This is a genomic window from Lentilitoribacter sp. JB5-8, from assembly GCF_055693385.1.
On sequence record NZ_CM146332.1, the window covers coordinates 1,029,041 to 1,054,985 of the forward strand.

The window sequence follows — 25,945 nt, forward strand, 5'->3', positions numbered from 1 at the left end:
GAGTTTTTGCGTTTTATGGGTTACAAATCTAACTGGTAATTGAAAATTGATCTGCTAGTTTGATCGGGCAATCGTTAACTGTGTCGGGAAAGTTATTATGGAAAATAAAGCACGTGTCGTCGTTATTGGCGGGGGAGTGGTTGGTGTATCAACGCTTTATCATCTGGCGAAAAAAGGTTGGTCCGATTGTATTCTGATTGAACGAAAAGAACTCACCTCCGGTTCAACATGGCACGCAGCTGGTTTGTTGCCACTTTTCAATATGAGCTATTCTGTCGGGCAGATCCATAAATATTCCGTAAAATTTTATCGTGAGCTGGAGGAAGAAACCGGTGTTAATGTTGGTTTTTCTGATGTCAGCAATATTCGCCTTGCCAAAACCAAAGACCGCTGGGATGAGTATATGTATTATGCGGGTGTTGCTGAAACACTTGGCATCCCGGTCAATATTCTAACGCCTGAACAGGTGAAAGAAATCTGGCCTTTATGTGAGACGGAAGGCCTGCTTGGCGCTATCCAGCATCCTGATGATGGTTATATTCAACCGGCAGATTTGACCCAAGCCTTGGCAAAAGGCGCGCGCGATTTGGGCGCGACGATCCAAAGATATACAACTGTGACCGCGATTGAAAAATTAGATAACGGTCAGTTCGTTGTTAAAACCGACAAAGGCGACATCACTTGCGACCATGTAGTTTCGTGTACAGGTAACTTTGCGCGCAAAACAGGTGCAATGGTCGGCCTTGACGTCCCTGTTATCCCCGTTGAGCACCAATATATTGTCACCGAACCGCATCCAGACATTGTTGCACGCAAAGAACAAGGTCTGCCAGAAATGGGTGTACTTCGTGAGTCAGATAGCTCCTGGTATATGCGCGAAGAAAATGGTGGCTTGCTGCTTGGACCTTACGAAAAAGGTGCACCATGCTGTTATGTCGATGGACCAAGCGATGAAAGTGAATACGAGCTTTTCCAAGAAGATATCGACCGCTTGATGCCGCATATCGAAACAGCAATCGAACGCGTTCCTGCTTTTGGTGAAGTCGGCATCAAAAAAGTTTACAATGGCGCAATTGCGTATACACCTGATGGTTCACCGATCATTGGCCCAGCACCTGGTTTGAAAAATTTCTGGCTCAATGAAGGTCATTCATTTGGGATCACAGCTGCCGGTGGTGCAGGATGGCAATTGGCAGAATGGATTGTCGATGGTGAACCAACCATTGATATGATGGGTGTAGACCCACGCCGATTTGGTCCTTATGCGACAGAAGGTTATTTGCGTGAGAAAAACGAAGAAGCCTATGCCAATGTCTTCACAACGCATTACCCAGATGAGGAACGTTTTGCAGCGCGTCCGCTGAAAACCACGCCAATTTATGATCGCTTGAAAGACCGCGGTGCGGTGTTCGGGTCTGTCTATGGTTGGGAGCGCGCCAACTGGTTTGCGCCGGAAGGCTATGAAGTGCCTAAGGAAGAGTTAGACCTTGGTGCTGATGTTTTAACCGATCACAATTATGCACCTGCAACAGATGATGGGCGCATTGTTGAAAGATGGTCATTCCGCCGTTCAAACTATTTCGAGCATGTCGGCAATGAAGTTAAAAACGTGAACGAAAATGTCGGCCTTTTGGACATGTCCGCCTTCGCCAAGATTGAAGTCAGCGGCAAAGGTGCGCGTGATTGGTTAAACTATATTTTTGCCAATGCTATTCCTAAAAAACGCGGCCGTGTTGCGCTTTGTCATTTGCTCACCAAATATGGCGGTGTCCGTTCAGAATTCACAGTCTTTGAATTCAAGCCGGATCATTTCTATCTGGTTTCGGCTGGTGCATATGAGGCGCATGATCACGATATTCTGGGCAAATTGGTGCCGGAAGATGGTTCGGTTCAACTCACGCCAATCACTGAAAGATATGGTGTGTTGGTACTTGCAGGACCAAAGGCGCGCGATGTATTGTCTAAACTCACACGCACCAGCTTGTCCAATGATGATTTCAAATGGTTGACTGGGAAGAAAATCTCCGTGGGTCGCGCCACAGCAAATGCGTTGCGAGTGAATTTTGTCGGTGAATTAGGTTGGGAGCTGCACCATCCGATCGAGCAGCAAAATGCCATTTTTGATGCTGTTATGGAGGCTGGTGAAGAATTTGGTATCAAGCCATTTGGTATTAGAGCAATGACGGCTATGGCTGTTGAAAAAAGCTACCGTTTGATCCCTCGCGAACTCTCAATTGAGTATAATGCTTATGAATCTGGTCTCGACCGATTTGTGAAATTGAGCAAAGATGATTTCCTTGGCAAAGATGCTCTTGTGAAAGCTAAAGAGGATGGTTTGAACTGGAACTTTGTCACAATGGAAGTTCACGATGTCACGGATGCTGACGCACGCGGCAACGAAGCGATCTATAAAGATGGCACGCTTGTTGGTCGTGCAACACACGGTGCTTATGGCTATCGGATTGGCAAATCTTTAGCGCTCGCAATGGTCAAACCAGATGTGTCTGCCATCGGAACCCAGCTTGAGATCAAAATTCTTGGAAAACTTCATAAAGCAACGATTGTTGAGGAAAGTCCGTTCGATCCAGAAAACGTTGCATTGCGCGCTTAAAACGTCGTTGGAACATTAAACTAGTCGGATTGATGCAATTTGGCACCCCTGATTTGAATATGTCTGGGGGTCAAACCACGTGATATATTGTAATATATTACACTGGCGTGTATCAATCGCAGATATGTTCAACCCCGCACGTTGCGTAAAGGGCATAGATTGCAAGGCATTGAAAAAACACTTCGGGATACATTGGGCAAATTAGACAGCCCGGATGAAGCCACGAGGATTAAGCTATATAAAGCGACTGAGACGATCCTTGAGAGAAGTTTAGCGCCCTATATCGAAACCCAACCAGAGATGGTCGCTAAGCGGCGTGAGCAATTAATTGAAATTGTTTCGCGGCTTGAAAACGAGTATCAAAATCCTGCGCCTGCTCCTGTGCCAGAGCCTACACCGCCTGAACCAGCACAAACACATCCCCAGTCGCCAGTACCTGTTGCTTCGCCCGTAACACAGCCAGCCCCTGAACCTTCAGCACCGCCTGAAGTTTCTGTTGCACCAGAACCTGTGATCACTCCGGATGTTCCAAGTGTTGAGGCGAGCCGAGCAAAGCCTAGAGCCCCATCATCTGTCGATTTTCCGGTTGTTGAACCGCAAAGCACTCCGCAAGATTTAACGGCGCCAAGTGTGGATACCCCACAACGTTCCGAACCTGTTGCCAAAGATGTGCCACCTGTTGTAACCCAATCAAGCGCGCCGGTTAATGATGCACCGAATGTGCAGACCCCAGCGGACGAAACGGTAGATTTAACATCAGCGCCCGAGATCAAGCCTGCGCAGCGCAGTGCGCGTAGTGCCAATGTCGCCTGGCCAGATGCAGCAACGCATCCAGATCGAGCAGAAACAAACAACGATAATTCAGCGGTTGGACCTGAAGTTACAGGTGCTCAAACAAAAACAGACACTAAGAAATTAAAAGCTGAATTGCGTGCTGAAAAGCGTGCAAAGCGCCTTCGCGAACACAAAGAAAAACGCGAAAAGAAAAAGGATAATCGCCGCAGGGGGCGCAGTTTAATTGATACGATTGCCGGTTCAATTGTTTCTGTGATTTTGATTATCTTTTTGATCGGTGGCGCGTGGTTGTTGGTCGAAAGCGAATATTACGAGCTATTTGTTGAATGGCGAAATGGTGGGCCCGCTGAAGTCACCGCTGAAGGGCAAGTTGCGCAGGATGATTTCATTCCCAAAGTGCTCAATGAATCACAAGAACAAGTGGGAGACTGGATCGAGGTGTTCAGCCCAGCGGACGCCGATAAAGCCCGTGGTCGAGGTGAAGTTTTAGTTGAAACAATTGGCGATGATGATGCCGGTGGCGTTCGCATTACTTCCGTAAATCCTGGAGAGTTTGGTGAAGCCCTTATTCCGCTAAACGGCCGATTGCTAGCACCTGCCGCATCGAGAAAGTTTGCATTGGCGTTGTCAGTTTCGGTCACAGAACCGACACAAGTATATGTTCGTTGTTTGTTGAAAAGTGGTATCGAAATTGGCCGTCGACGTTTCCAGCTCGGTGGCGGTCGTACGGATGTTCTGATTGATCTTGATATGACAAATGTTGGTGCTTTTGAAACGCAGCCCTATCTTGCGATCAATAGCGACATCACAGGTGGTGGCAAGTCGGTCGAACTTTATGATGTTCGCTTTCAGGTACAAAATTAATTGGCATCAAGCCTTAAAGGATGAACAATGCGCATTGTCTATGTAAATGGAGAGTATAAACCCGAAAACGAAGCAACGGTTTCAGTTTTTGATCGAGGGTTTCTATTTGCGGATGCTGTTTATGAAGGCATTGCGGTGATCGATGGTAAGCTGATTGATTTCCCAGCACATATTGCGCGCTTGGAACGCTCGTGCAAAGCGCTCGATATGCCGTTAAATTATGATTATGAGCAATTGTTAGAACTAAACCGTCAGGTTGTTGCGCGCAATAATTTGCAAGAAGGTTTTTTGTATTTTCAGATTTCACGCGGTGTGGCTGACCGAGATTTTGCTTTTAACAATGATGAGCTAACGCAAAGTGTTGTCATCTTCTGCCAACCAAAATCTATCATCAATAATTCAGCTGTCGATACTGGGATTTCTGTGATCACAATTGATGATTTGCGCTGGGGTCGTTGCGATATCAAAACTGTTCAGCTGCTCTACCCTTCACTGGCAAAAATGGAAGCCAAGAAACAGGGTGCGGATGATGCTTGGTTTGTCAAAGATGGTGTGGTTATGGAAGGTACATCCAACAACGCTTTCATCATCACCAAGGACAATGTGATCATCACGCGACCAACATCAAATGAGATATTGCCTGGCATTACACGAGCTGCAATTTTGCAATACGCAGACGAGAGCGGATTGAAGATTGAAGAGCGCAAGTTCACCAAGGAAGAAGCCTACCAAGCAAAAGAAGCGTTCATTTCATCAGCAACAACTTTCATGTTCCCGGTCGTAAAAATTGACGGTCATGAAGTTGGTGGTGGTGTTGTTGGTGAGCATGTAAAAAAATTGCGCGCACTCTACATAAAAGAGAGCATTGCGCGCGCAATCTAATTGCTATCGATTATACAGACTTAATCGAACCGCCATCACAACGGATCATGCTGCCAGTGATATAGCTTGCTTTGTCACTGCACAAAAATGCAGCGACCGAACCAAATTCCTTTGGATCACCATAACGGCCCGCAGGGATTGTTGCGATCGAGTTTTTGGTGACTTGCTCAACTGGCAAGTCGTTTTTCTTGGCATTCGCTTCATCCAGCTGTTTGGTGCGATCTGTTGCGATCCGGCCCGGAAGCAACATGTTAAACGTCAAACCATCACCAGCCAATTCGTTCGACATTGATTTCGACCAGCCCACAAGCGCAGCGCGCAATGTGTTGGAAAGTCCCAAATTTGGGATAGGTTGTTCAACGCCTGAAGACGCAACTGTTAGAACACGGCCCCAACCTTGCTCTTTCATATGCGGTACAAAACGAGCTGTGATGTCCATCACACGCATAACCATGGTGTTAAAATGTGGGGCTAGTCCCATAACATCCGCATCTGACATTTTACCAGGAGGTGGACCACCTGTATTATTGACCAAAATGTCGATCTTGCCGAGCTTTTCCAGAGCAGCTTTTTCGATCACTTCAGCACTTGCAGGATCAGATAAATCCGCCGTTACATAATCTGCTTTGCCTTCTGAATTGTTGTTGATGTCAGCGGCGACACTTTGCAGTATCTCGCTGCTGCGGCCGACCAACAAAACATTGGCACCTTCTGCCGCAAGTGCCTCGGCAATAGCGCGGCCCAAGCCTTTTGATGAGGCTAAAACAACCGCGTTTTTACCTGATATTCCTAAATCCATTACCAACTCCTTATTTGGTGTGCATGTTAGGAAATATTGATTTGAATGAACAGCATAAAAGCAACGAAAATTATGATCAAAGCATGGACGTATTGTGCGCCATCCTTTATTCCGTTTTAAACAAGTTAGATGTTCAACCGTATTGGAAAGAAGTTTTATGTCTCAGCCGTCAATTACCATCAGAACACCAGATGACTGGCATTTACACCTACGAGACGGTGATATGCTCAAGTCGGTATTGCCTGAAACTTCTCGCCATTTTGCGCGCGCCATTATCATGCCGAATCTTGTGCCTCCTGTGGTTACGAAAGCAGATGCGCAAGCCTATCGAGATCGCATTACGGCGGTTCGGCCTGAAGGATCAAATTTTGAACCGTTGATGACGTTATATCTTACCGAGGGCACAGATCCTGATGATTTGGAAGACGCGTTTAAATCAGGGGTCGTGACCGCGGCAAAACTATATCCAGCAGGTGCGACAACAAACTCAGAAAATGGTGTCAGAAATTTTGAAAACATCATGCCTGTTCTAGAACGCATGGCCGAAATTGGCATGGTGATGTGTGTTCATGGTGAAGTAACCGATGCAGACATCGATATCTTTGATCGCGAAAAGGTCTTCATTGACCGCGTTTTAGATCCGCTTCGCACGAAACTGCCTGAGTTAAAGGTCACAATGGAACACATCACGACCAGTGATGCTGTTGATTATGTCACGTCTTCAAGCGGCCCATTGGGTGCAAGCATTACAACGCATCACTTGATGATCAATCGCAACTCAATTCTCGCTGGTGGAATTCGGCCGCATTATTATTGCCTACCGGTTGCCAAGCGCGAAACACACCGTCTCGCCTTACGAAAAGCAGCAACGTCTGATGATACAAGGTTCTTCACAGGAACAGATTCTGCGCCTCATTTGGACGTGAATAAAATTGATCCATGTGGCTGCGCCGGGATCTTCACAGCAACCAATACGATGGCGTGTTTGGCGCAAGTGTTTGATGAAGAAAATGCGCTTGATCGTCTGGAAGCCTTTGCAAGTCTAAACGGGCCAAAGCATTACGGTTTGCAGCCAAATGAAGGCTCAATGACGCTGGTTAAGCATGACCAGGCGGTCAGCTTTCCAAAAGTTATTCCAACCGGCGAGGGCGAAGTCACCGTGTTTGACCCGATGACCCCTGTTTATTGGGATGTGAAAGCTTAAGCTTTAAGCTTAAGATTTACGGCTTTGAATGTATGCGGCAATTGCAGCGGTTGAACTATCATGACCGCTTGCATCTTCTTTGCCTTCAACAACGGGCAACAATCCTGTTGCGAGTTCTTTGCCCAATTCAACGCCCCATTGGTCATAGGCGTTAATGCCAAAAATCTGCGCTTCAACAAATACACGATGCTCATAAAGCGCGATCAAGCGACCAAGTGCAAATGGTGTTAATTTGTCATAGATAAAGGTGATAGATGGGCGATTGCCGGTAAAGACGCGGTGCGGTGCAATCTTTGCTGCTGTTTCTTCATCCATGCCTTTAGATGTAAGCTGTGCAAAGGCTTCCTCATAAGTACGGCCCTTCATGAGGGCTTCTGATTGCGCTAAGCAGTTTGCTACGAGCAAATCATGCTGATGCGTCAGATTTGTTTCATGACCATTGGCTGCAATCATAAATTCAGCTGGAATGACATCAGTGCCTTGGTGGATAAGCTGATAAAAAGCATGTTGACCATTGGTTCCAGGCTCACCCCACACAATAGGACCAGATGCTGTTTTTAAGGCTTCGCCGTCAACAGTCACACCCTTACCATTGGATTCCATATCAAGCTGCTGCAGGTAAGCAGGAAAACGGGACAGGCGTTGATCATAAGGCAAGATTGCGCGCGTTGAGCAACCACATACCAAGCGATGCCAAACACCCAACAGGCCGAGCAATAGCGGAATATTTTGTGCCGGTTCTGCCGTTTTGAAATGATTATCCATCGATTGCGCACCATCAAGGAAGGCTCGGAAATTTTCTTTCCCGATTGCAATCATAATTGGCAAACCAATCGCTGACCAAAGCGAATAACGTCCGCCAACCCAATCCCAAAACCCAAATACACGCTCAGATGACATGCCGAATTTTTCAACTTTGTCCAAAGCGGTTGATACAGCTGCAAAGTGATCACTGACAGCTGCTTCCCCCAAAGCCTCTGCAATCCACTGACGTGCTGTTTCAGCGTTGGTCATGGTTTCAATTGTTGTGAAGGTTTTAGATGCGACAATGATTAAAGTGGTTTCTGGTGTAAGTCCCGCCAAAATGTCGGCTATATGCGCACCATCCACATTGGAAACAAAATGCGCCTTTGGGCCATCATGGTAAGGTGACAGCGCGATTGTGGCCATGACAGGACCAAGATCTGAACCACCGATCCCGATATTGACAATGTCTGTGATCTTTTCACCCGTTGCACCTTTGATCTCGCCTGAACGCACGCCGTCTGAAAATGCACCCATCGCATCAAGCACGGCATGCACATCCGTGACAACGTTCTCACCTTCGAACAAAACTTCCGCATCGCGGCTCGCACGCAAAGCGGTGTGCAAAACAGCACGATCTTCAGTGATGTTTATCTTCTCGCCAGCGAACATCGCATCGCGTTTTTTAAAGACCTCAGAACTCTGAGCAAGCTCGAGCAATTGCGCTAAGCTTGCCTCGTCTATGGAACATTTAGAATAATCCATCAAAAAATCGTCGAGCTTTGCTGAGAAAGTTTCAGCGCGGTTGGGATCATCAGCAAACGCCTGACGCATATCGCGAGGACCACTTTCGGCTAGATTGGATTTCAGCAGTTCAAGTATTTTCTGAGATTGATTGTTCACGGCATGGGCTCCTTTGATCAGCCCATATATGAAGATGAATTTTGATAAAATCAACTGTTAGACAGCTAAGTAACCAAAAAAATTAAATCGATTTAAGTTTCTCTTAGTGCACGCCGTAAAACTTTCCCAACATTGCTTTTGGGCAGCTCATCACGAAACACGATATGTTTTGGGCGCTTATAGTTTGTCAGCTGCGTTTTGCAATATTCGCGGATTTGCTCTTCGGTTAGCCTCGGATCACTTCGAACCACAAAGAGTTTAATATCCTCGTGACCATCAGTATTTTGAATACCAATGGCCGCACATTCCTGTACTCCGTCGAGCTGTGCGATTACATCTTCAAGCTCGTTCGGATATACATTAAATCCGGAAACTAGGATCATATCCTTCACACGATCAACGAGCGTAATGTAGCCCTCATTGCTCATTAATCCGATATCACCTGTTTTGAAATACCCATCTTCGGTCATGACATTTTCGGTTTCTTCAGGATTGTTCCAATAGCCTTTCATCACCTGTGGGCCACGGACGCAAATCTCGCCGATCTCTCCGAACGGAAGCTCTTTATTATCTTCACCGCGGACTTCAACAATAGTTGAGGAAACAGGGATGCCGATGGTGCCGTTGAAATGGTCATCATCAAACAAATTCCCGCAAACAACAGGTGATGTTTCAGACAATCCATAGGCTTCATGAATGATGGAACCTGTGATTGTCTCCCATCGATTGGCGACAGCAGTTTGTGTTTTCATTCCGCCACTTGCTGAGATCAACAATTCTGAAAAATCGAGTTTACGGAAATCTGGATTGTTCATCAGCGCATTAAACAAAGTGTTTAACCCGGCGAAAATATGAACTGGATGCTTTTCAAGTTCTTTGACAAAACCTGGAATATCGCGTGGATTTGCGATCAATAAATTATGCGAACCCAGCCGCGTTGAAATCATCAAATTCACAGTAAGCGCGAAGATATGATAAAGCGGCAAAGCGCAAAGAAAGGTAATTTGATCAACCTCTTTCTTGGATTTGATCGCGCTTTCAACCCAAATGGCAGATTGTTCGATATTCGATAGCAGATTACCATGCGTGATCATCGCAGCTTTGGGTACGCCTGTTGTCCCGCCGGTATATTGTAAAAGTGCTAAATCATCATGTGTGTTTTCGTGTGGTTTAAACCCGGATTTTGCACCCGTGCTGAGTGCTGTGCGATAAGGAACATGTCCGGGCAGTGACCATTTTGGCACCATTTTTTTAACGCGGCGCACCACTAAGTTCACCACCTGGCTTTTAAGCCCCAAAGCATCACCGATAAACATATCGCCCATTGAAGTTACACAGACATGTTTGATATTTGTCTCACTAACCACTTGCTGCAGTGTATGGGCAAAATTCTCTAGCACGATAATTGCTTCAGCACCGGAATCATTGAGCTGGTTTTTAAGTTCGCGCGGTGTGTAAAGTGGGTTGATGCTTGTTAGCACATATCCTGCACGCAAAATCGCAGCAATTACGATGGGAGATTGCAAAATATTGGGCAGCATAACAGCTATTCGGGTTCCGGGTTCAAGCCCGAGGGATTGCAACCATCCCGCAAAATTTTCAGATCCCTTGTCCCAATCGCCATAAGTTATGGTTTTGCCCATTGAAGTGTGCGCAGGCAAACTGGCATTTGCTTTTAAGCTTTTTTCAAAAAATGAGCTAAGGGAAGGGTGCTCTAATGGAGGGAGTTCAGCCGGAATGTCAGATGGATATGTTGGCACCCACGCGCGTGGTGCCGGCAGTAAGATCTTTTCCATGTTTCCTCCCTAATATTTTCTACTCCAAAAAGCTTGGCCCGTGTCCTAATACCTTGTCATCGATTTCGCCGATCACATCCTCATCTTTACCATCATATGGAAGAGTGGAGAGAATATGGCGGATGATATTAATGCGGGCGCGCCGCTTATCGTTGGTTTTGACAACAGTCCACGGGGCATGTTCTGAATGCGTTGTGGCTAACATCAAATCACGTTTTTTGGTGTAGTCTTCCCACTTGTTCAAACTGGCAATATCCATCGGTGAAAGCTTCCAGACCTTCAGTGGATTATGACGACGATCATGAAAACGCTTTAGCTGCATTTCGCGCCCGATATTCAGCCAGAATTTGAAGAAATAAATGCCCTCATCCGCAATCATTTTTTCAAATGCAGGTGTTTGCTCCAAGAAATTAGCGTGCTGATCGGGTGTGCAAAATCCCATGACTGGTTCAACGCCGGCGCGATTATACCAAGAACGGTCGAACAGCACCATTTCACCTTCGGTTGGGAAATGGTCAATATAACGCTGATAATACCATTCACCACGTTCGCGGTCTGTTGGTTTTGGCAGCGCAACGGTACGCACCGTTCTATGGTTCATATATTGCTTTACAGCATTAATTGAGCCACCTTTACCAGCAGCATCGCGGCCTTCAAACACGGAGATAATTCTCGAACCGCTGGAACCAAGCCAAGACTGAACTTTCACAAGCTCAACCTGAAGAGCCTCAATGGTTTCCTCATAGTGCTTCCATTTCAGCTTCTTATCATAGGGATAATCATCTGAGGAAAAGGCTTCATCCCCAACCCAATCCGGTAGATCAGGATCATCAATGTCAAACTTGCGGGTTTCCCCACCGATTTCTAATTCAACTTCTCTAGTTTCGTCGCTCATAACATCACTTATTCTTTGGGTTCTTATACGCAAATGAGCGCATATTTAGATCATTTTTGCAAGCGTTAGCTTACACAGGTTAGCTTTCCAATCGAAAGTGCTTGGAGAGTTTCAGCCCTTGTGCCTGGTAGTTAGACTTAAGATCCGCACCATAAAGCGCACTTGGTTTTTCAAGCATATGCTCATAAACCAAGCGACCAACAATCTGCCCATGTTCTAAAATAAACGGTACTTCGTGGCTGCGCACTTCTAGCACTGCGCGACTGCCAGCGCCGCCTGCAGATGAATGACCAAAGCCAGGATCAAAGAAGCCTGCGTAATGCACACGAAACTCTCCAACGAGTGGATCAAAAGGGGTCATTTCAGCTGCATATAATGGTGGGACGTGCACAGCTTCTTGCGAAACGAGAATGTAAAATTCATCTGGATCTAGAATGAGCTCGGGGCGGCCACGATTGTAAAGTGGTTCCCAAAAGTCATAGACATTTTGCGAAGCTTTCTTATCGACATCCACAACGCTTGTGTGATGTTTGCCTCGATAGCCGACAAGTGACCCTTCACCGGTTCCAACCAGATCAATTGACATGCCAATGCCGCCATCGGAAATGGACGGGTTTTCAGCATCATTGAGTGTTTCTCTTTCATGAAGGTCCGCAACTTCATCCGAGCTTAAAAGCGAATTGCCTTTGCGAAATCTGATTTGTGAAAGTCGTGATCCCGTACGTGCAACAATTGGGAACGTGCGCGGGCTAACCTCCATCCATAATGGTCCATTATAACCGGCAACAATCTTGTCAAATTCCGGACCATAATCTGTCATTACGCGAGTAAAGATATCAAGACGACCTGTTGAGCTTTTTGGATTTGCAGATGCAGAAATTTCCTGGGGTAATTCCAGGCTTTCCAGAAGCGGGACAATGTAGACGCATCCAGTTTCTAAAACTGCACCCTCAGTCAAATCGATCTCATGCAATTTTAAACGCTGGAGTTTTTCATCAACTGTGCTGTTTGGGCCAGGCAGAAAACTTGCCCGAACACGATAGGCTTTTGCACCCAACCGCAAATCAAGACTCGCGGGTTGGATTTGATCCCCATCCAGCTCTTTTGTGCTTACAAGTTTACCGCTGTCGAAAAGCTGCGAAATAAGCCTATCCGATAAAATTCCGGTTTCACGAACATCGTTCGTCATATCATCACCTAGTCTAAAGTCATTTTTCGTCGACTATTTCTTGCAGTTCAAGTCAATTGACGCAAGTTTATCGACGTGATAATTGATCCTTATCCCGTGGTGATTTGGCCGACCGGCTTGCAGCCACATTAAATAACTCGCTAAAAGGTCGTGCGTTCAAGACTAAACGTGTGAACCGGCTGGCGTGTGCAAGCCGGTTTTTTATTGTCAGTTTGACTGACAAAAGTTCATTGTTGGAAAGAAAATGACTGAGAAGAAAAAACTGCGACCCGCAACGCAACTGGTTCATTCAGGGACAACGCGTTCCCAATTTGGTGAAACCTCAGAAGCATTATACCTCACTCAAGGCTATATCTACGACAGCTCAGAATCTGCGCAAGCGCGCTTTTTGGGTGAAGAAGAGGGCTTTATCTATTCAAGATATGCAAACCCGACCGTAGATATGTTTGAAAAGCGAATGTGCGAGCTGGAAGGCGCTGAAGATGCGCGTGCAACAGCTTCTGGTATGGCCGCGGTCACTGCAGCACTTATGTGTCAGGTGCAAGCTGGCGATCACGTCGTGGCTGCCCGCGCACTATTTGGTTCATGTCGCTGGGTCGTTGAAAAACTTATGCCTAAATACGGCATTGAGACAACGTTAGTTGATGGTACAAATTTGGAAAATTGGGAAAAAGCAATTCGTCCAAATACCAAACTTATGTTCCTTGAAAGCCCGACGAACCCAACCTTGGAAGTGATTGATATTGCAGGTGTTGCCAATCTCGCCAACCAAGTGGGTGCAAAGCTTGTGGTCGATAATGTTTTTGCGACCCCGCTTTATCAAAAGCCATTGGAATTGGGCGCGCATATCGTTGTTTACTCAACGACCAAACACATTGACGGTCAGGGCCGATGTTTAGGTGGCATGATTTTGTCCGATAAAGATTGGATTGATGAGCATTTACACGACTATTACCGTCATACTGGTCCATCAATGTCTCCATTTAACGCTTGGACTATGCTGAAAGGCATGGAAACCCTGTCACTACGTGTAGACCAGCAGACAGAAAATGCTGCTGCGGTTGCGGACTATTTGGCTGGTCACAACGCAGTAGGTAGAGTGATTTATCCAGGTCGTGCTGACCACCCGCAGGCAGATCTCGTTGCGAAACAGATGAAAGCAGGTTCAACGCTCGTCGCTTTTGAGCTCAAACGCGGCCAACAGGCAGCATTTAAGTTCCAAAATGCACTTGATGTGATTAGCATCTCCAATAATTTGGGAGATTCAAAAAGCTTAATTACCCATCCTGCAACAACAACGCATAAAAATCTGGCGGAAGAAGATCGCGCCGAATTGGGTATCACAGAAGGTACAGTTCGCGTGTCTTTGGGTATCGAAGACGTTGATGATCTTTTGGAAGATCTTGATCAGGCATTGCAAAATATCTAATCAGATATCGATAATTATTGTGTTGGCCTATTCAGTGGGCTTAAAAGCGCTCCAGGCCAACACAATTCTTGAAAATGCGGTATAAATGCAAATCGCTGCGAAAATATATGCCACAACTGCAAAATAGCTTGGAAACAGGCAAAAAATCGCAAAAGCAGCAAATGTTTCGGTTGCTTCCGCTAATCCTGTGGTGAAATAAATTGATTTTTCGCCACGAACGGCTGTTTGCAATCGATATTTTTCAGCCAGAATTGAATAAGCCAAAAAGCTGGCGCCATTGACGTAAAAAGCAAAGAGCAACACGGCACCTGCAATGGCGTTATTTGCCTGATCATAAATGATAAATGCCAGCGGAATTGCGCCATAAAACGCAAAATCTAAGACGATATCCAAAAACCCGCCAAAATCAGATGTTTGCGTATGTCGTGCAACCGCGCCATCCAAACCATCGCCTAATCGACTTAGTAGCAATAGAACAAGGCCCGGGATCATATAACCAAACGCGATTAATGCAGCAGAGATCATCCCGACAACAAAAGCTGTGAGGGTAACGGCATTCGCCGAAGCGCCTTTAGTCGCCAAATAAGCGCCCATTTTGTCTAGAGTCGGGTCCAAAACCCGTCTTGCTGTACCGTCTAACATAATTATTGCCTTAACTTTTGCGATTTCTATTATAGGCGGAAAGCTCAAAGAGCAAATGACCAATTCTCAAAACTACGTTATAATTGGTCATTTAGATGTCACAGTTTGGTTTCTGCTTGACCTTGGTTTTCAGCTATACAATAAGGCTTGTGCTGATTTTGGTGAAGAAATTGATGCATAAAATATCAAGTGGATGCGATGATGTATAAAGCCACAACCCATGAGATCGAAGTTGCGGTTGAGCCATTTTATCTGGAAGAACAATCTGACCCTGAAGATTCGCGTTATGTTTGGGGCTATCAGATTACGGTAATCAATCATTCAGATAAGCGTGTTCAGCTTATTAATCGCTATTGGAATATCACCGATGGCAATGGTTTGGTCGATGAAATCTCTGGTAAGGGTGTTGTTGGCGAAGAGCCATTTATTGAACCAAATGGAAGCTATGAATATTCCTCTGGTTGCCCGCTCGACACTCCTTCTGGTATTATGTTTGGAACATATCAATTTCAAACAGATGATGGGGCGTTGTTTGACGTTGCCATACCGGCATTTTCGCTGGATTTGCCCGACCAAAAAAGAGTGCTTAATTGAACAGCATAATCGACTTTAGACCAGTCGTATTGGTAACTGGGGTTCTGGTTATCACACTTGGTGCATCCATGTTGCTGCCAGCATTTGTTGATGCAGCTGTAGGTAATCCTGATTGGCAAGTCTTCGTCATCTCGTCGGGGATAACGCTGCTCATCGGGTTGTTGATGTTTTTGTCCACCCGCGGCATTCCCAAAGGTTTATCAACACGACAAGCATTATTGATGACGGTCTGCGCCTGGACAGCGCTTGTCGCTTTTGGCGCGTTGCCGTTTTTATGGTCTGGTGTTGTTGATAATTACACCGATGCATTTTTCGAATCCATGTCCGGTTTAACAACAACCGGGGCTACGGTCATCACAGGTTTGGACCGTGTACCACCAGGCATTTTGTTTTGGCGTGGTCTTTTGCAATGGTTAGGTGGTTTGGGAATTATTGTGATGGCGATTGCCGTGCTGCCGATGCTACAAATTGGTGGTATGCAGCTGTTTAAGGCCGAAGCCTTTGATACGGCGGAAAAGATTCTACCAAGAACACGCCAGATTTCCTCATCAATCACCCTTGTATTTATTGCGGTAACGGGCCTATGCGCAATTTTATATGTCGTAGCCGGCATGGCAGTAGATGATGCGGTTATTCACGCAATGACGACTGTTGCGACCGGTGGGTTTTCCACCAAAGATGGCTCCATCGGACATTTTAACAGTGCTGCGATCGATACCGTTGCGATCATATTTATGATCTTGGGATCCATCCCGTTTATCTTATATGTGCAGATGTTGCAGGGTCGATACAAACCGCTTTTGCAGGACCTTCAGGTTCGCGTATTTTTAGTGTTCTTGGCTTTTTGTATTGTCATGGCGATGATTATGGCTGTCATCAGCGGGGCTCACCAAGGGATAGATGCATTGCGCTATGCAGCATTTAACGTTGTTTCAATCATCACAGGTACCGGTTATGCCTCAACGGATTATGGCACTTGGGGTCCTCAAGCCGTCACCTTTTTCTTCCTGATCATGTTTGTCGGTGGCTGCGCGGGGTCAACATCTTGCGGGATTAAGATTTTTCGGTTTCAGGTTCTATTCCAAGCGGTGAAAATGCACCTTAATCATGTCATGTATCCCAGCGGTGTTTTCAAACCAATGTTTAATAAGCGCCCAATCCAAAAGCATGTTATTTCGTCTGTAATGGCGTTTTTCTTTTTGTTTATCACGTCATTTATGGTTTTGGCCTTTGCTCTTAAACTCACCGGTTTGGATACGACAACAGCGCTATCAGGCGCTGGGTCTGCGCTGGCAAATGTTGGCCCAGGGTTGGGAGACATTATCGGACCCTCAGGCAATTATTCAGAACTAAGTGCAACAGCTAAATGGCTTTTATCTGCGGGTATGTTGTTGGGGCGTTTAGAATTGTTCACGCTGCTTGTTATATTTTTGCCAAGCTTTTGGCGAACATGATATCACACACAATACAACGCGATCGACAATGTCGATTCGAGTGTTTGAGTGTAAATAGGATATCGTCATGGATAAGCAAACCATTGCCAAACGTATTGATCAGGGCCGAGGCGTTGAAAAAGCAGATCTCGTTTTAAAGAACGGACGGTTTTACGATCTTGTAACCGGTGAATTGGTAAGCGGTGATATCGCGATTTGCGGCGACATCATTGTCGGCACCTGCGAGGAATATCACGGTGAGGTTGAAGTTGATATTTCCGGCAAAACGGTTGTTCCGGGCTTTATAGACACGCATCTTCATATCGAATCTTCGATGGTAACGCCTTATGAGTTTGACCGTTGCGTTTTGCCCTATGGTGTAACAACTGTGATATGCGATCCGCATGAAATTGCAAACGTGGTTGGAATTAGTGGCATTGAGTATTTTCTTAAATGCGCTGAAAATACCATTATGGATATCCGTGTGCAGTTGTCATCATGTGTGCCAGCAACGGAAATGGAAACCTCCGGTGCACGGTTAATTGCAAAGGATCTCATTCCTTATGCAGATCATCCTCAGGTGATTGGCCTTGCGGAATTTATGAACTATCCGGGCGTTCTCAACAAGGATGAAACTTGCCTTGATAAATTGGAAGCATTCTCAGATCGACATATAGATGGCCATGCACCCTTGGTACGAGGTCATGATATTAACGGCTATCTATCAGCGGGCATTTCAACTGATCATGAAACGACCACGGCAGATGAAGCTTTAGAAAAACTTCGCAAAGGCATGCATATATTGGTGCGCGAGGGGTCGGTATCTAAAGATCTTCATGCGCTGGCACCGATTATCACTGAACGTAATTCGCCTTATTTGGCAATCTGCACCGATGATCGAAATCCGCTTGATATCGCAGAACAAGGCCATCTTGATTATGTCATTCGAACAGCAATTGAACTCGGCTCCGATCCGCTGGCGATTTATCGCGCAGCATCGATTTCAGCAGCAAAGGCCTTTGGTTTGAAAGATCGGGGCTTGGTGGCTCCAGGCAAACGCGCTGACCTTGTTGTCTTAAATGATCTTCAAACTTGTGATATCGATCATGTTTATAGCGCAGGTCGATTAGTAGAAGATAAGCTGTTTGGAGAACGAGAAATTATCGAACCCATCGGGCGCAACTCGGTTCAATCGCAAAAGCTGACGGCAAAGTCATTTGAAACCAAAACCAATAGCAATGAAGCACATGTCATCGGCATTGTGCCCGGCAAGATTATCACCCAGCATTTAACGTGCGAAATAATTGAAGGTAAAGCCGGAGATCGATCTGATCTAGAACGAGATCTTATTAAAATCGGCATCGTAGAACGCCACGGTAAAAATGGGAATGTTTCAGCAGGATTTGTAAATGGCTTTGGACTTCAGCGCGGCGCGATTGCATCGACTGTTTGCCATGATCATCACAATATTGCTGTCGTGGGGGCCAATGACGAGGATATGGCCGTTGCTGCAAATCGCCTTGTTGAGCTCGAAGGTGGCTTTGTTGTTGTTGAAGATGGTAAAATTCTGGCTGAAGTCGCATTACCGATTGCAGGTTTGATGAGCGTTGAACCATTTGAAACGGTTCGCGATCAATTGATCATTTTGCGCGACGCTGCAAAATCTTTAGGCGTTGTTTTGGAAGAGCCGTTTTTGCAATTGGCATTTCTAGCTCTTCCTGTCATTCCGCATCTGAAAATTACCGACCACGGTTTGGTAGATGTCGATCGGTTCCAGATCTTAACTTAGGGCTATTCAGCCGGGGTTGCTGATGGGTTTGAAGGTGGGCTTTTACGTTCACGCATCTGCCCATATACGGCCACCAAGCTGCGGCGAATATCGTTACCAACGCCGACAAGCGCAGGCACCAAGAACAATACTAGAAATGTCGATAGCGCCAAACCAAACACAATTGTGATTGCCATCGGCAGCAAGAATTGTGCTTGCCGGCTGGTTTCAAACAATAGCGGCAGCAAGCCACCAATTGTGGTCAGCGATGTCAGCATCACAGCGCGCAATCGATCAAGACTTGCACCAATTGCAGCCTGTGCAAAATCATTGCCCCTTTTGATACGCTCGTTCAGTCTCGCAACCAAAATAATAGAATCATTGACCAGAATACCGGACAATCCAAGCAAGCCGATAAAGGACAGAATGGTGAGTTTAAAGCCCATCAACCAGTGCCCAAAGACAGCGCCAACAATACCAAATGGTATGATCAACATCACGGCTATTGGGCTCCAATAACTGCCGAAGAACCAGGCAAGAATAATATAGATCACTGCGACAGCGATGATCGCCCCAAGTTGAAGATCCGCAAATGCATTACGCTGCTCCTCAGATCGACCACCAAAACTAAATGTCACATCGTGTTTGGATGTAATTGCGGCAAGTTCTCCACCCGCAAGCAAGGTTTCCGTGACCTTGTCAGTGGTTGAGACTTCATCATCGATATCCCCGGACACAGATATGGTGGTTTTGCCATCACGCCTTCTGATAGATGCAAATCCTTGTCGTTCGCTCAGGGTTACAATCTCCGTTAACGGAACAAACTCACCTGCGTTACTCTTGATGGTTAAGTTACGCAATGCGGCCATACCATCTTCGCGCTGAACGGCGTTGACACGCACAGTGACTTCATCATCACCGCGGGCAAATCTAAATGGAATGCTACCCTCAAACGAGTTTCGGATTTGTCGTCCCACACCATCAATTGTAAACCCAAGCGCAGAACCAAACGGCGTGAGTTCCATCACCAATTCCGGTTTTCCGTAAGGAAGATTATCTTCAACGCCGGAAACCCCTGCAATTGTTGAAACAAGTTCTGCAACGTCATTGGCTGCGGCTTTTAGCTGTTCAGAGCTGTCACCTTGCAATCGAACTTCAACATCGCGCCCAGGAGGGCCACCACGCGATTGGGCGACAGAGAAACGTGTAACACCTGCAATGTTCGGCACGCCGCTACGCCATGCACTGACGATATCATTCGTGCGTACGGACCTGAATTCAGATGCTGTGAGCTGAACCTGGATACGCGCTTGCACCGCGCCGTTGCGGTTAGACGCGCCGTAGGTGGTGAAGATTGCACTGACGAATTCTTCATTTTCATCAGTTAATCTGTCATCAATTTCGTGCAAAGTTTTTTCGTACGCAATGATTGCCTGTTTAGCTTTATCTTCAGGAAGGCCAGCATTAAAGACCACAATCCCCGTAATATTTTCAGCTTCAGGAGATGGGAAGAAAACAAATTCCACCTTGCCGCTGCGGATTAGTCCAACAGCTAGAACCATTATCAAACCAACCGAAACAGCAATGGTCACATAACGCCAATTGTAGGAAAGAGTTACCAAGAAACGGACAGGATTATCACGGAACCAAGCAAAGCCTTTGTCGAAATTACGGCGGAACCAACTGCCCTGATCCTGCATTTCAGCAACTTCTTCCGGCGTTAGATTTCGCGTAGTGCGCCAAATTCGCAATTCAGTAACAGCTGCAACCAATGTCGCCACAATAATTGAACCCACAATATATTGCATTGGAGGTAATGAAATGAGAGCGCCAACAAATGCGCGAATTCCCACTATTTCAACGGATGAATCAGTTGAAAGATGGAAAATGTTGGAGCTGATAATAAAGATCAAACTTAGGATCATGATGGCCACTACGGGGCGCAAGAGTCTTAAGTAAATATACTCAATGAGCGTAGCAAGACAAATTGCGACGACAGCAGAAATAACCGCGCGTACGTAAACTGATTGATCAAATATCCACGCAAGCTGAGATGTATTATCTACCCCGCCATATGTCACACTCAGGCGGTTTAAAATTGAAGCCGCAGTTAAGGTAAAGACCAAGGCGATGAAAAATTGGCGCCAATAAGACCACCGCGCTTTGTTATTGCTTCGCAGCGAATGAGCTAAGTGACCTGGGAGAATGAAAAAACACTCAACAAGGCTTGCGATCAAAACGGCAATGACCACATAGGGCAGCACACCCATGATCTGTCCAATCGTGTCATTGATCAAAAGTATGGGGCTAAAAGCTGCAAGTGTGGTGAGCATCGCAGCCATCACCGGCGTCATCATCATGCCCACACCGTTTTCCGCAGCCGTGATATTATCATCGCCCATCTCTAGGCGTGTATTGGTGTGTTCGCCTACGACAATCGCGTCATCTACGATGATGCCAAGCATCATAATCAGCGCAAAGAGAGTGATCATATTGATCGTTTGTCCGATCAACAGCATGATGCCCACTGTTGCCAATAGCGCGATTGGAATGCCGGCAGCCACCCAAAACGCAATCCTGGCATTGAGGAATATAAACAGCATCAGGACAACGATCACCAAACCACCAAGTGCATTTTTCACCAAAAGGAGAATCCGCTCTGAGAGTGCATCAGCTGAAACGCGGTAGGTTGACAATTCGATATTGCTTGGCAATTGGGGTGTAATTTCCTCAATATAGTCAAACAAAATCGCAGCAGTTTGAAGCGTATCGGCTGTCGGCGCGCGGCGCACGTCAAGCTCAATTGCGCTCAGGTTTCCGCTCAAGCCCTGCGTTTCACTATCATCAAATGCTTCATCAATGTGGGCAATATCATTGAGTTTAATTTTTTCGCCCGTGGGGAAGGATTTGACTTCAACGTTACCGATAGATTTTGTATCGCGTGCATTGGCGAGCGCGCGCAATTGGCGTTCAATATCACCCTCAACGTTACCAGAAGGTAGATCGCGGCTATTGCTAGTAATGATGTTTGACACTTCCGAAACCGTCATGGAAAGGCGTCGTAACTCACGTTCTGGGATAGAAACTGCAATTTCCGGTGAGCGCAATCCGGTAAAATTAATCTTATCAATACCGCGATCAATCAAATCATCGCGAATACGTTTTGCCCAATCACGTTTTGTTTTCTCGGACGCAGTGCCGCCGACAGAAAGGCGTGCAACGGCATCGAAAAATTGTGAGCGACTTACGGTTGGTGTTTCAGCATCTTCAGGCAGATTGCTTATTGATTTAGCTGCAGCTTCAACATCCGCAAGTGCTTGTTGCATATCGGTACCCTCGGAGAATTCCAAGGTGATGGCACCATTACCTTCAGATGCGGTTGACGTCATTTTATCGACGCCATTGATAAACCGAAGTTCAGGTTCTGCCACAGCCAAAACATTTACCTCTACATCCTGCGCGCTGGCTCCAGACCAGGGAATAATCACACCGATGGTTGGCCGATCAACTGTTGGGAAAAACTGAGTATTGATTTTCGCAATGGCATATGCGCCAAATATGATCATCAAGACCATCAGCAAATTGGCTGCATTGGGGTGTCGGATAAAGGTACTAACTAGACCAGCCCAACCGCTGCGAACTTGCTCCATTCGGGACGTATCGCTCATGACTTAACCTCCGGAATTGTTATTGGCGTTCGGGCGTTGTCTCTCGCCACCTTGCCCAACAGCGGGGCGGCGTCCTTCACCGTTAGCGTTTTGTCCCCCACGCTGTTGCTGACCTGCACCTTCTTGGGTACCATTTTGGCGTTGCTCACCATTGCCTTGGCGCTGGCCACCGTTACCCTGACGACGTTCAGCAGCGCCGGGCGCACGAACTCGCGCACCTTCAGTTGCTTCTGTTAGCCGTGTGGTGAGGATTTTATCACCTGTTTTTAACGCACCTTCTCCAGTGCCTTTAACAATCGCGCTACTGCCGTCAAATGCTAAAATTTCAATGTCTTTACGAACAAGCTGTCCTTCTTCAATAATGAAGACATGAGATTGATCATACACTGAAGTTTCAGGTACTTTAATCGCATCATTATAAGCACGATCAGGGACGAGAATTTCAACAAATGCGCCCGGACGAATTTGTGCTGCATGATCTTCAGGCCTAATCCGCGCCACGACTTCAACGCCACCGCGTTCAGCTGCAACTGTTGCGCCAATACGATCAATCTCACCTTTATAAGAATAGCTCACTGTGCCAATAGTCCATATGATTTCAACTTCACGACCAATCAATGGGTCGCTATCTGTAGCCATACGTCCATATTGCGCGTTGGTAAGTGTAAACCGGCTTTCCAATTGGCTATCGTCGTAGATAGAAACCAGCACATCATTACTGCCAACAGAGCGGCCAGGTTCAGCATTGGCATTAGACACAATGCCGCCAAATGGCGCGTAAAGCTTGGTGTTTTCTAGCTGGCGTTCAGCTTCATTTAACTTCCACTCTAATCGCTCAATATTGGCCAGCTGCTGTTCTTTTTGGGCTTCATTTATGATGATATTGTTGCGTCTTTGGCTAACGGACTGGCTGCGCTGCGAAACCAAAAGCACGCGGTCATCAACCTGTTTGTTGGTCAAAGTTCCCGAAGCTGCGAGTGATTGTGCACGTTCTAAATCAGCACGCGCAAGTTCAAGCTGATCTTGAGCTGAAATCAATTGATCATTTTCAGACGCCAAGCGCGCATCAATCTCGCGCACACTTGCTTGCACCTGCAATAAGTTGGCTTTTGCTTCGCGAATCGCGCCTTCATAATTAAATGGATCGATCGAAACGAGCAGCTCGCCTTCTTCGATCCGCATTCCGGCAGTAAGCTTGTCATTCACATCAATTATTTCACCGCTTACAAGTGGCCGAAGTTCGACATTCCTAGCTGTTTCAACTTGACCATAGACCAAAATGCTTGGGCGATGTGCTGTTTGAACTGCTTCCAATGACTCAACGGTAAAGGTTGCTTCACGGAATGGGCGTTTGGTAGGTTCCTCGCGAGAATTTACCATCTGATCCATTAATTTGTAAGCACCAGCCAAAACGGCAATCATCAGCAAAAACTGGAAGCTAGCACGTAAAAAAGCTATTATTCTGCGGCCCCAAGAGCCTTTGACCCTCGGGTTTGATACAGCCGGAGCCTCGTCAGAATTTGGCGTTTCAGCAATAGTCGTGACGTTTGGTTGATCAAGTTCAACCACATTTTCGGGATTGGATTTTTCTAGCATGTCTCACACTCGCTTATGCGAATTGATTATGCCCATTGATTACCGAGAATTGCAAATTAACGATTTGTAATTTTTGGGTAATGTTGGAGCTTTGGCTCCGGGTTCAAAGTCATAAATCAAATTCAGATTGCGTAAATACGTGTTGCGTAGAACAAAATTCACAAACGATCTCGATCTTGCCGTCGGTGAAGGTGTCAACCAACTCTTCTTTTTCCATACGTGCTAAAACGCCAAATAGATGTTCGCGTGAGCAACTGCATTCATCGCGTACTTCACCAGCATCAAAAATTCGCACACCACGTTCATGAAATAAACGATATAGCAATCGTTCACTGCCAACTTGTGGATCGGTTAATTCGCTGGCGCTGACTGTTTCAACCAATACCTTTGCTTCAGTCCAGGCATCATCTTCAGTCGCAGTTTCTTCTTCAACGCCTTCGGGCAGATCGCCACCTGGTAGATCGTTTTGCGTCATACGATCACTCGCATGTGGCAGGAACTGGATTAAAAGTCCACCAGCACGCCATTGATGTTCAGATTTGCCATCTTCATCCTTAGCAATTAATTCCGCGACGCTTAGCTTAATGCTTGTTGGTATTTGTTCAGATTGTTTGAAGTAGGACTCTGCCATTTGAGACAGCGTATCGCCCTTCATCTCCACAATCCCTTGATAGCGCTGCATATGCGCACCTTGATCAATTGTAAACGCGAGAACACCTTTGCCAAGCAATTGATGCGGCAACGCATTGCCTTCTTTAATTGCATGATCAAGTTTTGCCTGATTAAACTGAGCATAGCCACGAACAGACGCAGGTGCCTGGAAATCAGCAACGAGCAAATCAACAGGACCATCACCTTTTGTTTGCAGGATCAAACGTCCTTCGAACTTCAAAGATGTGCCCAATAAAACCGTTAAAACAATTGCTTCTGCCAAAAGCTGTGCAACAGGTTCTGGATATGTATGACGGGTTAAGATTTGGTCCAACATGGGGCCGAGCTGAACCGCTCTTCCACGAACGTCCAATCCTTCGACCTGAAAAGGTACAACGTGATCGTCGCCCGAAAGCTTAATGTCATGCGCGGTTTCAAATGCGTCCATAATAAATACTCAATATTGGGGGTGTTTCAATTGATGCAGTTTTGCATTTGGTCCCACCGGACACAAATTTCAATAGTTAGAAATTTATCGCTGATTTTAAAGTGCACCCAAACACCATTCAATGATGGCCTTTTGTGCATGCATTCTATTCTCAGCTTCGTCAAATACGACAGATTGCGGACCGTCGATCACTTCATCTGTAACATCTTCACCACGCTTTGCAGGAAGACAATGCATAAATAATGCATCAGATTTAGCCTGTGCCATGAGTTTTGAGTTTACCTGGAACGGTTGGAATACATTATGCCCACGCGCTTTATGCTCTTGGTTCATTGAAACCCACTTATCGGTGATAATGCAGTCTGTGTCTTTAACCGTGGTTTCCGCATCATGACCCAAATTGATAGTTGCACCATTTTTGCGTGCCCATTCAACATATTTTTGATCAGGTTCAGAACCTTCAGGAGTTCCGATGTTCATTGAATAGCCAAATTGCGCCGCACCCTCCATCAAGGAGTGGGTTACATTATTGCCATCGCCCACCCAAGAAAGCGTTTTTCCTTCGATTGAACCGCGGTGCTCTTCATATGTCTGAACATCTGCCATGATCTGACAAGGATGGGTGTCATCGGTCAGCGCATTAATCACCGGCACTGTTGCATATTCCGCCATTTCAAGAAGGCGTTCATGCTCCATGGTTCTGATCATGATAATGTCAACATAACGAGATAATACACGCGCGGTGTCAGCCACGGTTTCAGATGATCCAAGCTGCATATCAGAACCAGAAAGCAACAGCGTTTCACCACCAAGTTGACGCATCCCCACGTCGAACGAAACCCTCGTGCGTGTCGACGGTTTTTCAAAAATCATCGCGAGAACTTTACCTTGTAACGGCTTGTGTTCAATCCCTTGCTTTAGATTGATCTTAGTTGCTTTTGCATGGTCAATCATGCGACGAAGTTCGCCCTTATTAACTTCAGCAAGATCTAAAAAATGGTGATGTGAATCTTTTAAAGACATAGGATTTTCCT

The 25,945-nt window shown here is 46.2% G+C and carries 18 protein-coding genes and 1 riboswitch; of the genes, 8 read left to right on the plus strand and 10 right to left on the minus strand.

Annotated elements, in window-relative coordinates; translation table 11 throughout:
* Window positions 1-97: 97 nt before the first annotated feature.
* The 3 genes from ACZ1GZ_RS04960 to ACZ1GZ_RS04970 all read left to right on the plus strand — a co-directional run bounded on the left by ACZ1GZ_RS04960 (window position 98) and on the right by ACZ1GZ_RS04970 (window position 5,152).
* Complete coding sequence (locus ACZ1GZ_RS04960; RefSeq protein WP_472667367.1) at window positions 98-2,611, plus strand: GcvT family protein; 2,514 nt, start codon at window positions 98-100, stop codon at window positions 2,609-2,611.
* A 159-nt stretch (window positions 2,612-2,770) separates the two neighbouring features.
* Complete coding sequence (locus ACZ1GZ_RS04965) at window positions 2,771-4,270, plus strand: hypothetical protein (protein WP_472667368.1); 1,500 nt, start codon at window positions 2,771-2,773, stop codon at window positions 4,268-4,270.
* Between the two features lie 27 nt (window positions 4,271-4,297).
* Entirely contained in the window at window positions 4,298-5,152 is an 855-nt protein-coding gene (locus ACZ1GZ_RS04970) for a D-amino-acid transaminase (protein WP_472667369.1), read from the plus strand.
* 10 nt (window positions 5,153-5,162) lie between these two features.
* Here the strand turns inward: ACZ1GZ_RS04970 and ACZ1GZ_RS04975 are convergent, their stop codons facing one another.
* Window positions 5,163-5,951 carry an SDR family oxidoreductase gene (locus ACZ1GZ_RS04975; protein ID WP_472667370.1) on the minus strand — a complete coding sequence of 263 codons (789 nt, stop codon included), beginning with the start codon at window positions 5,949-5,951 and terminating at the stop codon, window positions 5,163-5,165.
* Window positions 5,952-6,108: 157 nt separating this feature from the next.
* On the opposite strand from ACZ1GZ_RS04975, the gene pyrC reads away from it, so the two are divergent.
* A complete protein-coding gene (gene pyrC / locus ACZ1GZ_RS04980; protein WP_472667371.1) occupies window positions 6,109-7,155 on the plus strand; it encodes a dihydroorotase in 1,047 nt (348 codons plus the stop codon).
* Between the two features lie 9 nt (window positions 7,156-7,164).
* Here the strand turns inward: pyrC and pgi are convergent, their stop codons facing one another.
* From pgi to ACZ1GZ_RS05000, 4 genes are all read right to left on the minus strand, one after another.
* Entirely contained in the window at window positions 7,165-8,802 is a 1,638-nt protein-coding gene (gene pgi, locus ACZ1GZ_RS04985; RefSeq protein WP_472667372.1) for a glucose-6-phosphate isomerase, read from the minus strand.
* Window positions 8,803-8,894: 92 nt separating this feature from the next.
* A complete protein-coding gene (locus ACZ1GZ_RS04990) occupies window positions 8,895-10,598 on the minus strand; it encodes an AMP-binding protein (RefSeq protein WP_472667373.1) in 1,704 nt (567 codons plus the stop codon).
* Between the two features lie 19 nt (window positions 10,599-10,617).
* Window positions 10,618-11,493, minus strand: coding sequence for a polyphosphate kinase 2 (gene ppk2 / locus ACZ1GZ_RS04995; RefSeq protein ID WP_472667374.1), 876 nt, complete (start codon window positions 11,491-11,493; stop codon window positions 10,618-10,620).
* A gap of 79 nt (window positions 11,494-11,572) precedes the next feature.
* Window positions 11,573-12,682 (minus strand): 2'-deoxycytidine 5'-triphosphate deaminase, encoded by a 1,110-nt coding sequence (locus ACZ1GZ_RS05000; RefSeq protein ID WP_472667375.1) that lies wholly within the window; start codon window positions 12,680-12,682, stop codon window positions 11,573-11,575.
* 86 nt (window positions 12,683-12,768) lie between these two features.
* A riboswitch (SAM riboswitch) is annotated at window positions 12,769-12,846 on the plus strand.
* Window positions 12,847-12,926: 80 nt separating this feature from the next.
* On the opposite strand from ACZ1GZ_RS05000, the gene ACZ1GZ_RS05005 reads away from it, so the two are divergent.
* Window positions 12,927-14,111, plus strand: coding sequence for an O-succinylhomoserine sulfhydrylase (locus ACZ1GZ_RS05005; protein ID WP_472667376.1), 1,185 nt, complete (start codon window positions 12,927-12,929; stop codon window positions 14,109-14,111).
* A gap of 27 nt (window positions 14,112-14,138) precedes the next feature.
* On the opposite strand, the gene ACZ1GZ_RS05010 is transcribed toward ACZ1GZ_RS05005, so the two are convergent.
* Complete coding sequence (locus ACZ1GZ_RS05010) at window positions 14,139-14,753, minus strand: CDP-alcohol phosphatidyltransferase family protein (protein ID WP_472667377.1); 615 nt, start codon at window positions 14,751-14,753, stop codon at window positions 14,139-14,141.
* Between the two features lie 201 nt (window positions 14,754-14,954).
* Here ACZ1GZ_RS05010 and apaG point away from each other — a divergent pair, with 201 nt between their 5' ends.
* The 3 genes from apaG to ade all read left to right on the plus strand — a co-directional run bounded on the left by apaG (window position 14,955) and on the right by ade (window position 18,569).
* Window positions 14,955-15,347 (plus strand): Co2+/Mg2+ efflux protein ApaG, encoded by a 393-nt coding sequence (gene apaG / locus ACZ1GZ_RS05015; protein ID WP_472667378.1) that lies wholly within the window; start codon window positions 14,955-14,957, stop codon window positions 15,345-15,347.
* Entirely contained in the window at window positions 15,344-16,801 is a 1,458-nt protein-coding gene (locus ACZ1GZ_RS05020; protein WP_472667379.1) for a TrkH family potassium uptake protein, read from the plus strand. Before apaG ends, ACZ1GZ_RS05020 begins: the two co-directional genes overlap by 4 nt.
* Before the next feature lie 67 nt (window positions 16,802-16,868).
* Entirely contained in the window at window positions 16,869-18,569 is a 1,701-nt protein-coding gene (gene ade, locus ACZ1GZ_RS05025) for an adenine deaminase (RefSeq protein WP_472667380.1), read from the plus strand.
* Between the two features lie 2 nt (window positions 18,570-18,571).
* On the opposite strand, the gene ACZ1GZ_RS05030 is transcribed toward ade, so the two are convergent.
* From ACZ1GZ_RS05030 to argF, 4 genes are all read right to left on the minus strand, one after another.
* Complete coding sequence (locus ACZ1GZ_RS05030) at window positions 18,572-22,216, minus strand: efflux RND transporter permease subunit (protein WP_472667381.1); 3,645 nt, start codon at window positions 22,214-22,216, stop codon at window positions 18,572-18,574.
* Between the two features lie 3 nt (window positions 22,217-22,219).
* The gene (locus tag ACZ1GZ_RS05035) at window positions 22,220-23,812 is read right to left on the minus strand and encodes an efflux RND transporter periplasmic adaptor subunit (protein WP_472667382.1); all 1,593 of its coding nucleotides are present in this window, start codon (window positions 23,810-23,812) and stop codon (window positions 22,220-22,222) included.
* Between the two features lie 109 nt (window positions 23,813-23,921).
* Entirely contained in the window at window positions 23,922-24,911 is a 990-nt protein-coding gene (locus tag ACZ1GZ_RS05040) for an Hsp33 family molecular chaperone (protein WP_472667383.1), read from the minus strand.
* 96 nt (window positions 24,912-25,007) lie between these two features.
* Window positions 25,008-25,934, minus strand: coding sequence for an ornithine carbamoyltransferase (gene argF / locus ACZ1GZ_RS05045; RefSeq protein WP_472667384.1), 927 nt, complete (start codon window positions 25,932-25,934; stop codon window positions 25,008-25,010).
* Window positions 25,935-25,945: the final 11 nt, after the last annotated feature.

Coding starts and splice junctions, on each gene's coding strand:
- ACZ1GZ_RS04960 (WP_472667367.1), top strand. CDS start 98: ATGGAAAATAAAGCACGTGTCGTCGTTATTGGCGGGGGAGTGGTTGGT.
- ACZ1GZ_RS04970 (WP_472667369.1), top strand. CDS start 4,298: ATGCGCATTGTCTATGTAAATGGAGAGTATAAACCCGAAAACGAAGCA.
- ACZ1GZ_RS04975 (WP_472667370.1), bottom strand. CDS start 5,951: ATGGATTTAGGAATATCAGGTAAAAACGCGGTTGTTTTAGCCTCATCA.
- pyrC (WP_472667371.1), top strand. CDS start 6,109: ATGTCTCAGCCGTCAATTACCATCAGAACACCAGATGACTGGCATTTA.
- ACZ1GZ_RS04990 (WP_472667373.1), bottom strand. CDS start 10,598: ATGGAAAAGATCTTACTGCCGGCACCACGCGCGTGGGTGCCAACATAT.
- ppk2 (WP_472667374.1), bottom strand. CDS start 11,493: ATGAGCGACGAAACTAGAGAAGTTGAATTAGAAATCGGTGGGGAAACC.
- ACZ1GZ_RS05000 (WP_472667375.1), bottom strand. CDS start 12,682: ATGACGAACGATGTTCGTGAAACCGGAATTTTATCGGATAGGCTTATT.
- ACZ1GZ_RS05005 (WP_472667376.1), top strand. CDS start 12,927: ATGACTGAGAAGAAAAAACTGCGACCCGCAACGCAACTGGTTCATTCA.
- ACZ1GZ_RS05010 (WP_472667377.1), bottom strand. CDS start 14,753: ATGTTAGACGGTACAGCAAGACGGGTTTTGGACCCGACTCTAGACAAA.
- apaG (WP_472667378.1), top strand. CDS start 14,955: ATGTATAAAGCCACAACCCATGAGATCGAAGTTGCGGTTGAGCCATTT.
- ade (WP_472667380.1), top strand. CDS start 16,869: ATGGATAAGCAAACCATTGCCAAACGTATTGATCAGGGCCGAGGCGTT.
- ACZ1GZ_RS05030 (WP_472667381.1), bottom strand. CDS start 22,216: ATGAGCGATACGTCCCGAATGGAGCAAGTTCGCAGCGGTTGGGCTGGT.
- ACZ1GZ_RS05035 (WP_472667382.1), bottom strand. CDS start 23,812: ATGCTAGAAAAATCCAATCCCGAAAATGTGGTTGAACTTGATCAACCA.
- ACZ1GZ_RS05040 (WP_472667383.1), bottom strand. CDS start 24,911: ATGGACGCATTTGAAACCGCGCATGACATTAAGCTTTCGGGCGACGAT.
- argF (WP_472667384.1), bottom strand. CDS start 25,934: ATGTCTTTAAAAGATTCACATCACCATTTTTTAGATCTTGCTGAAGTT.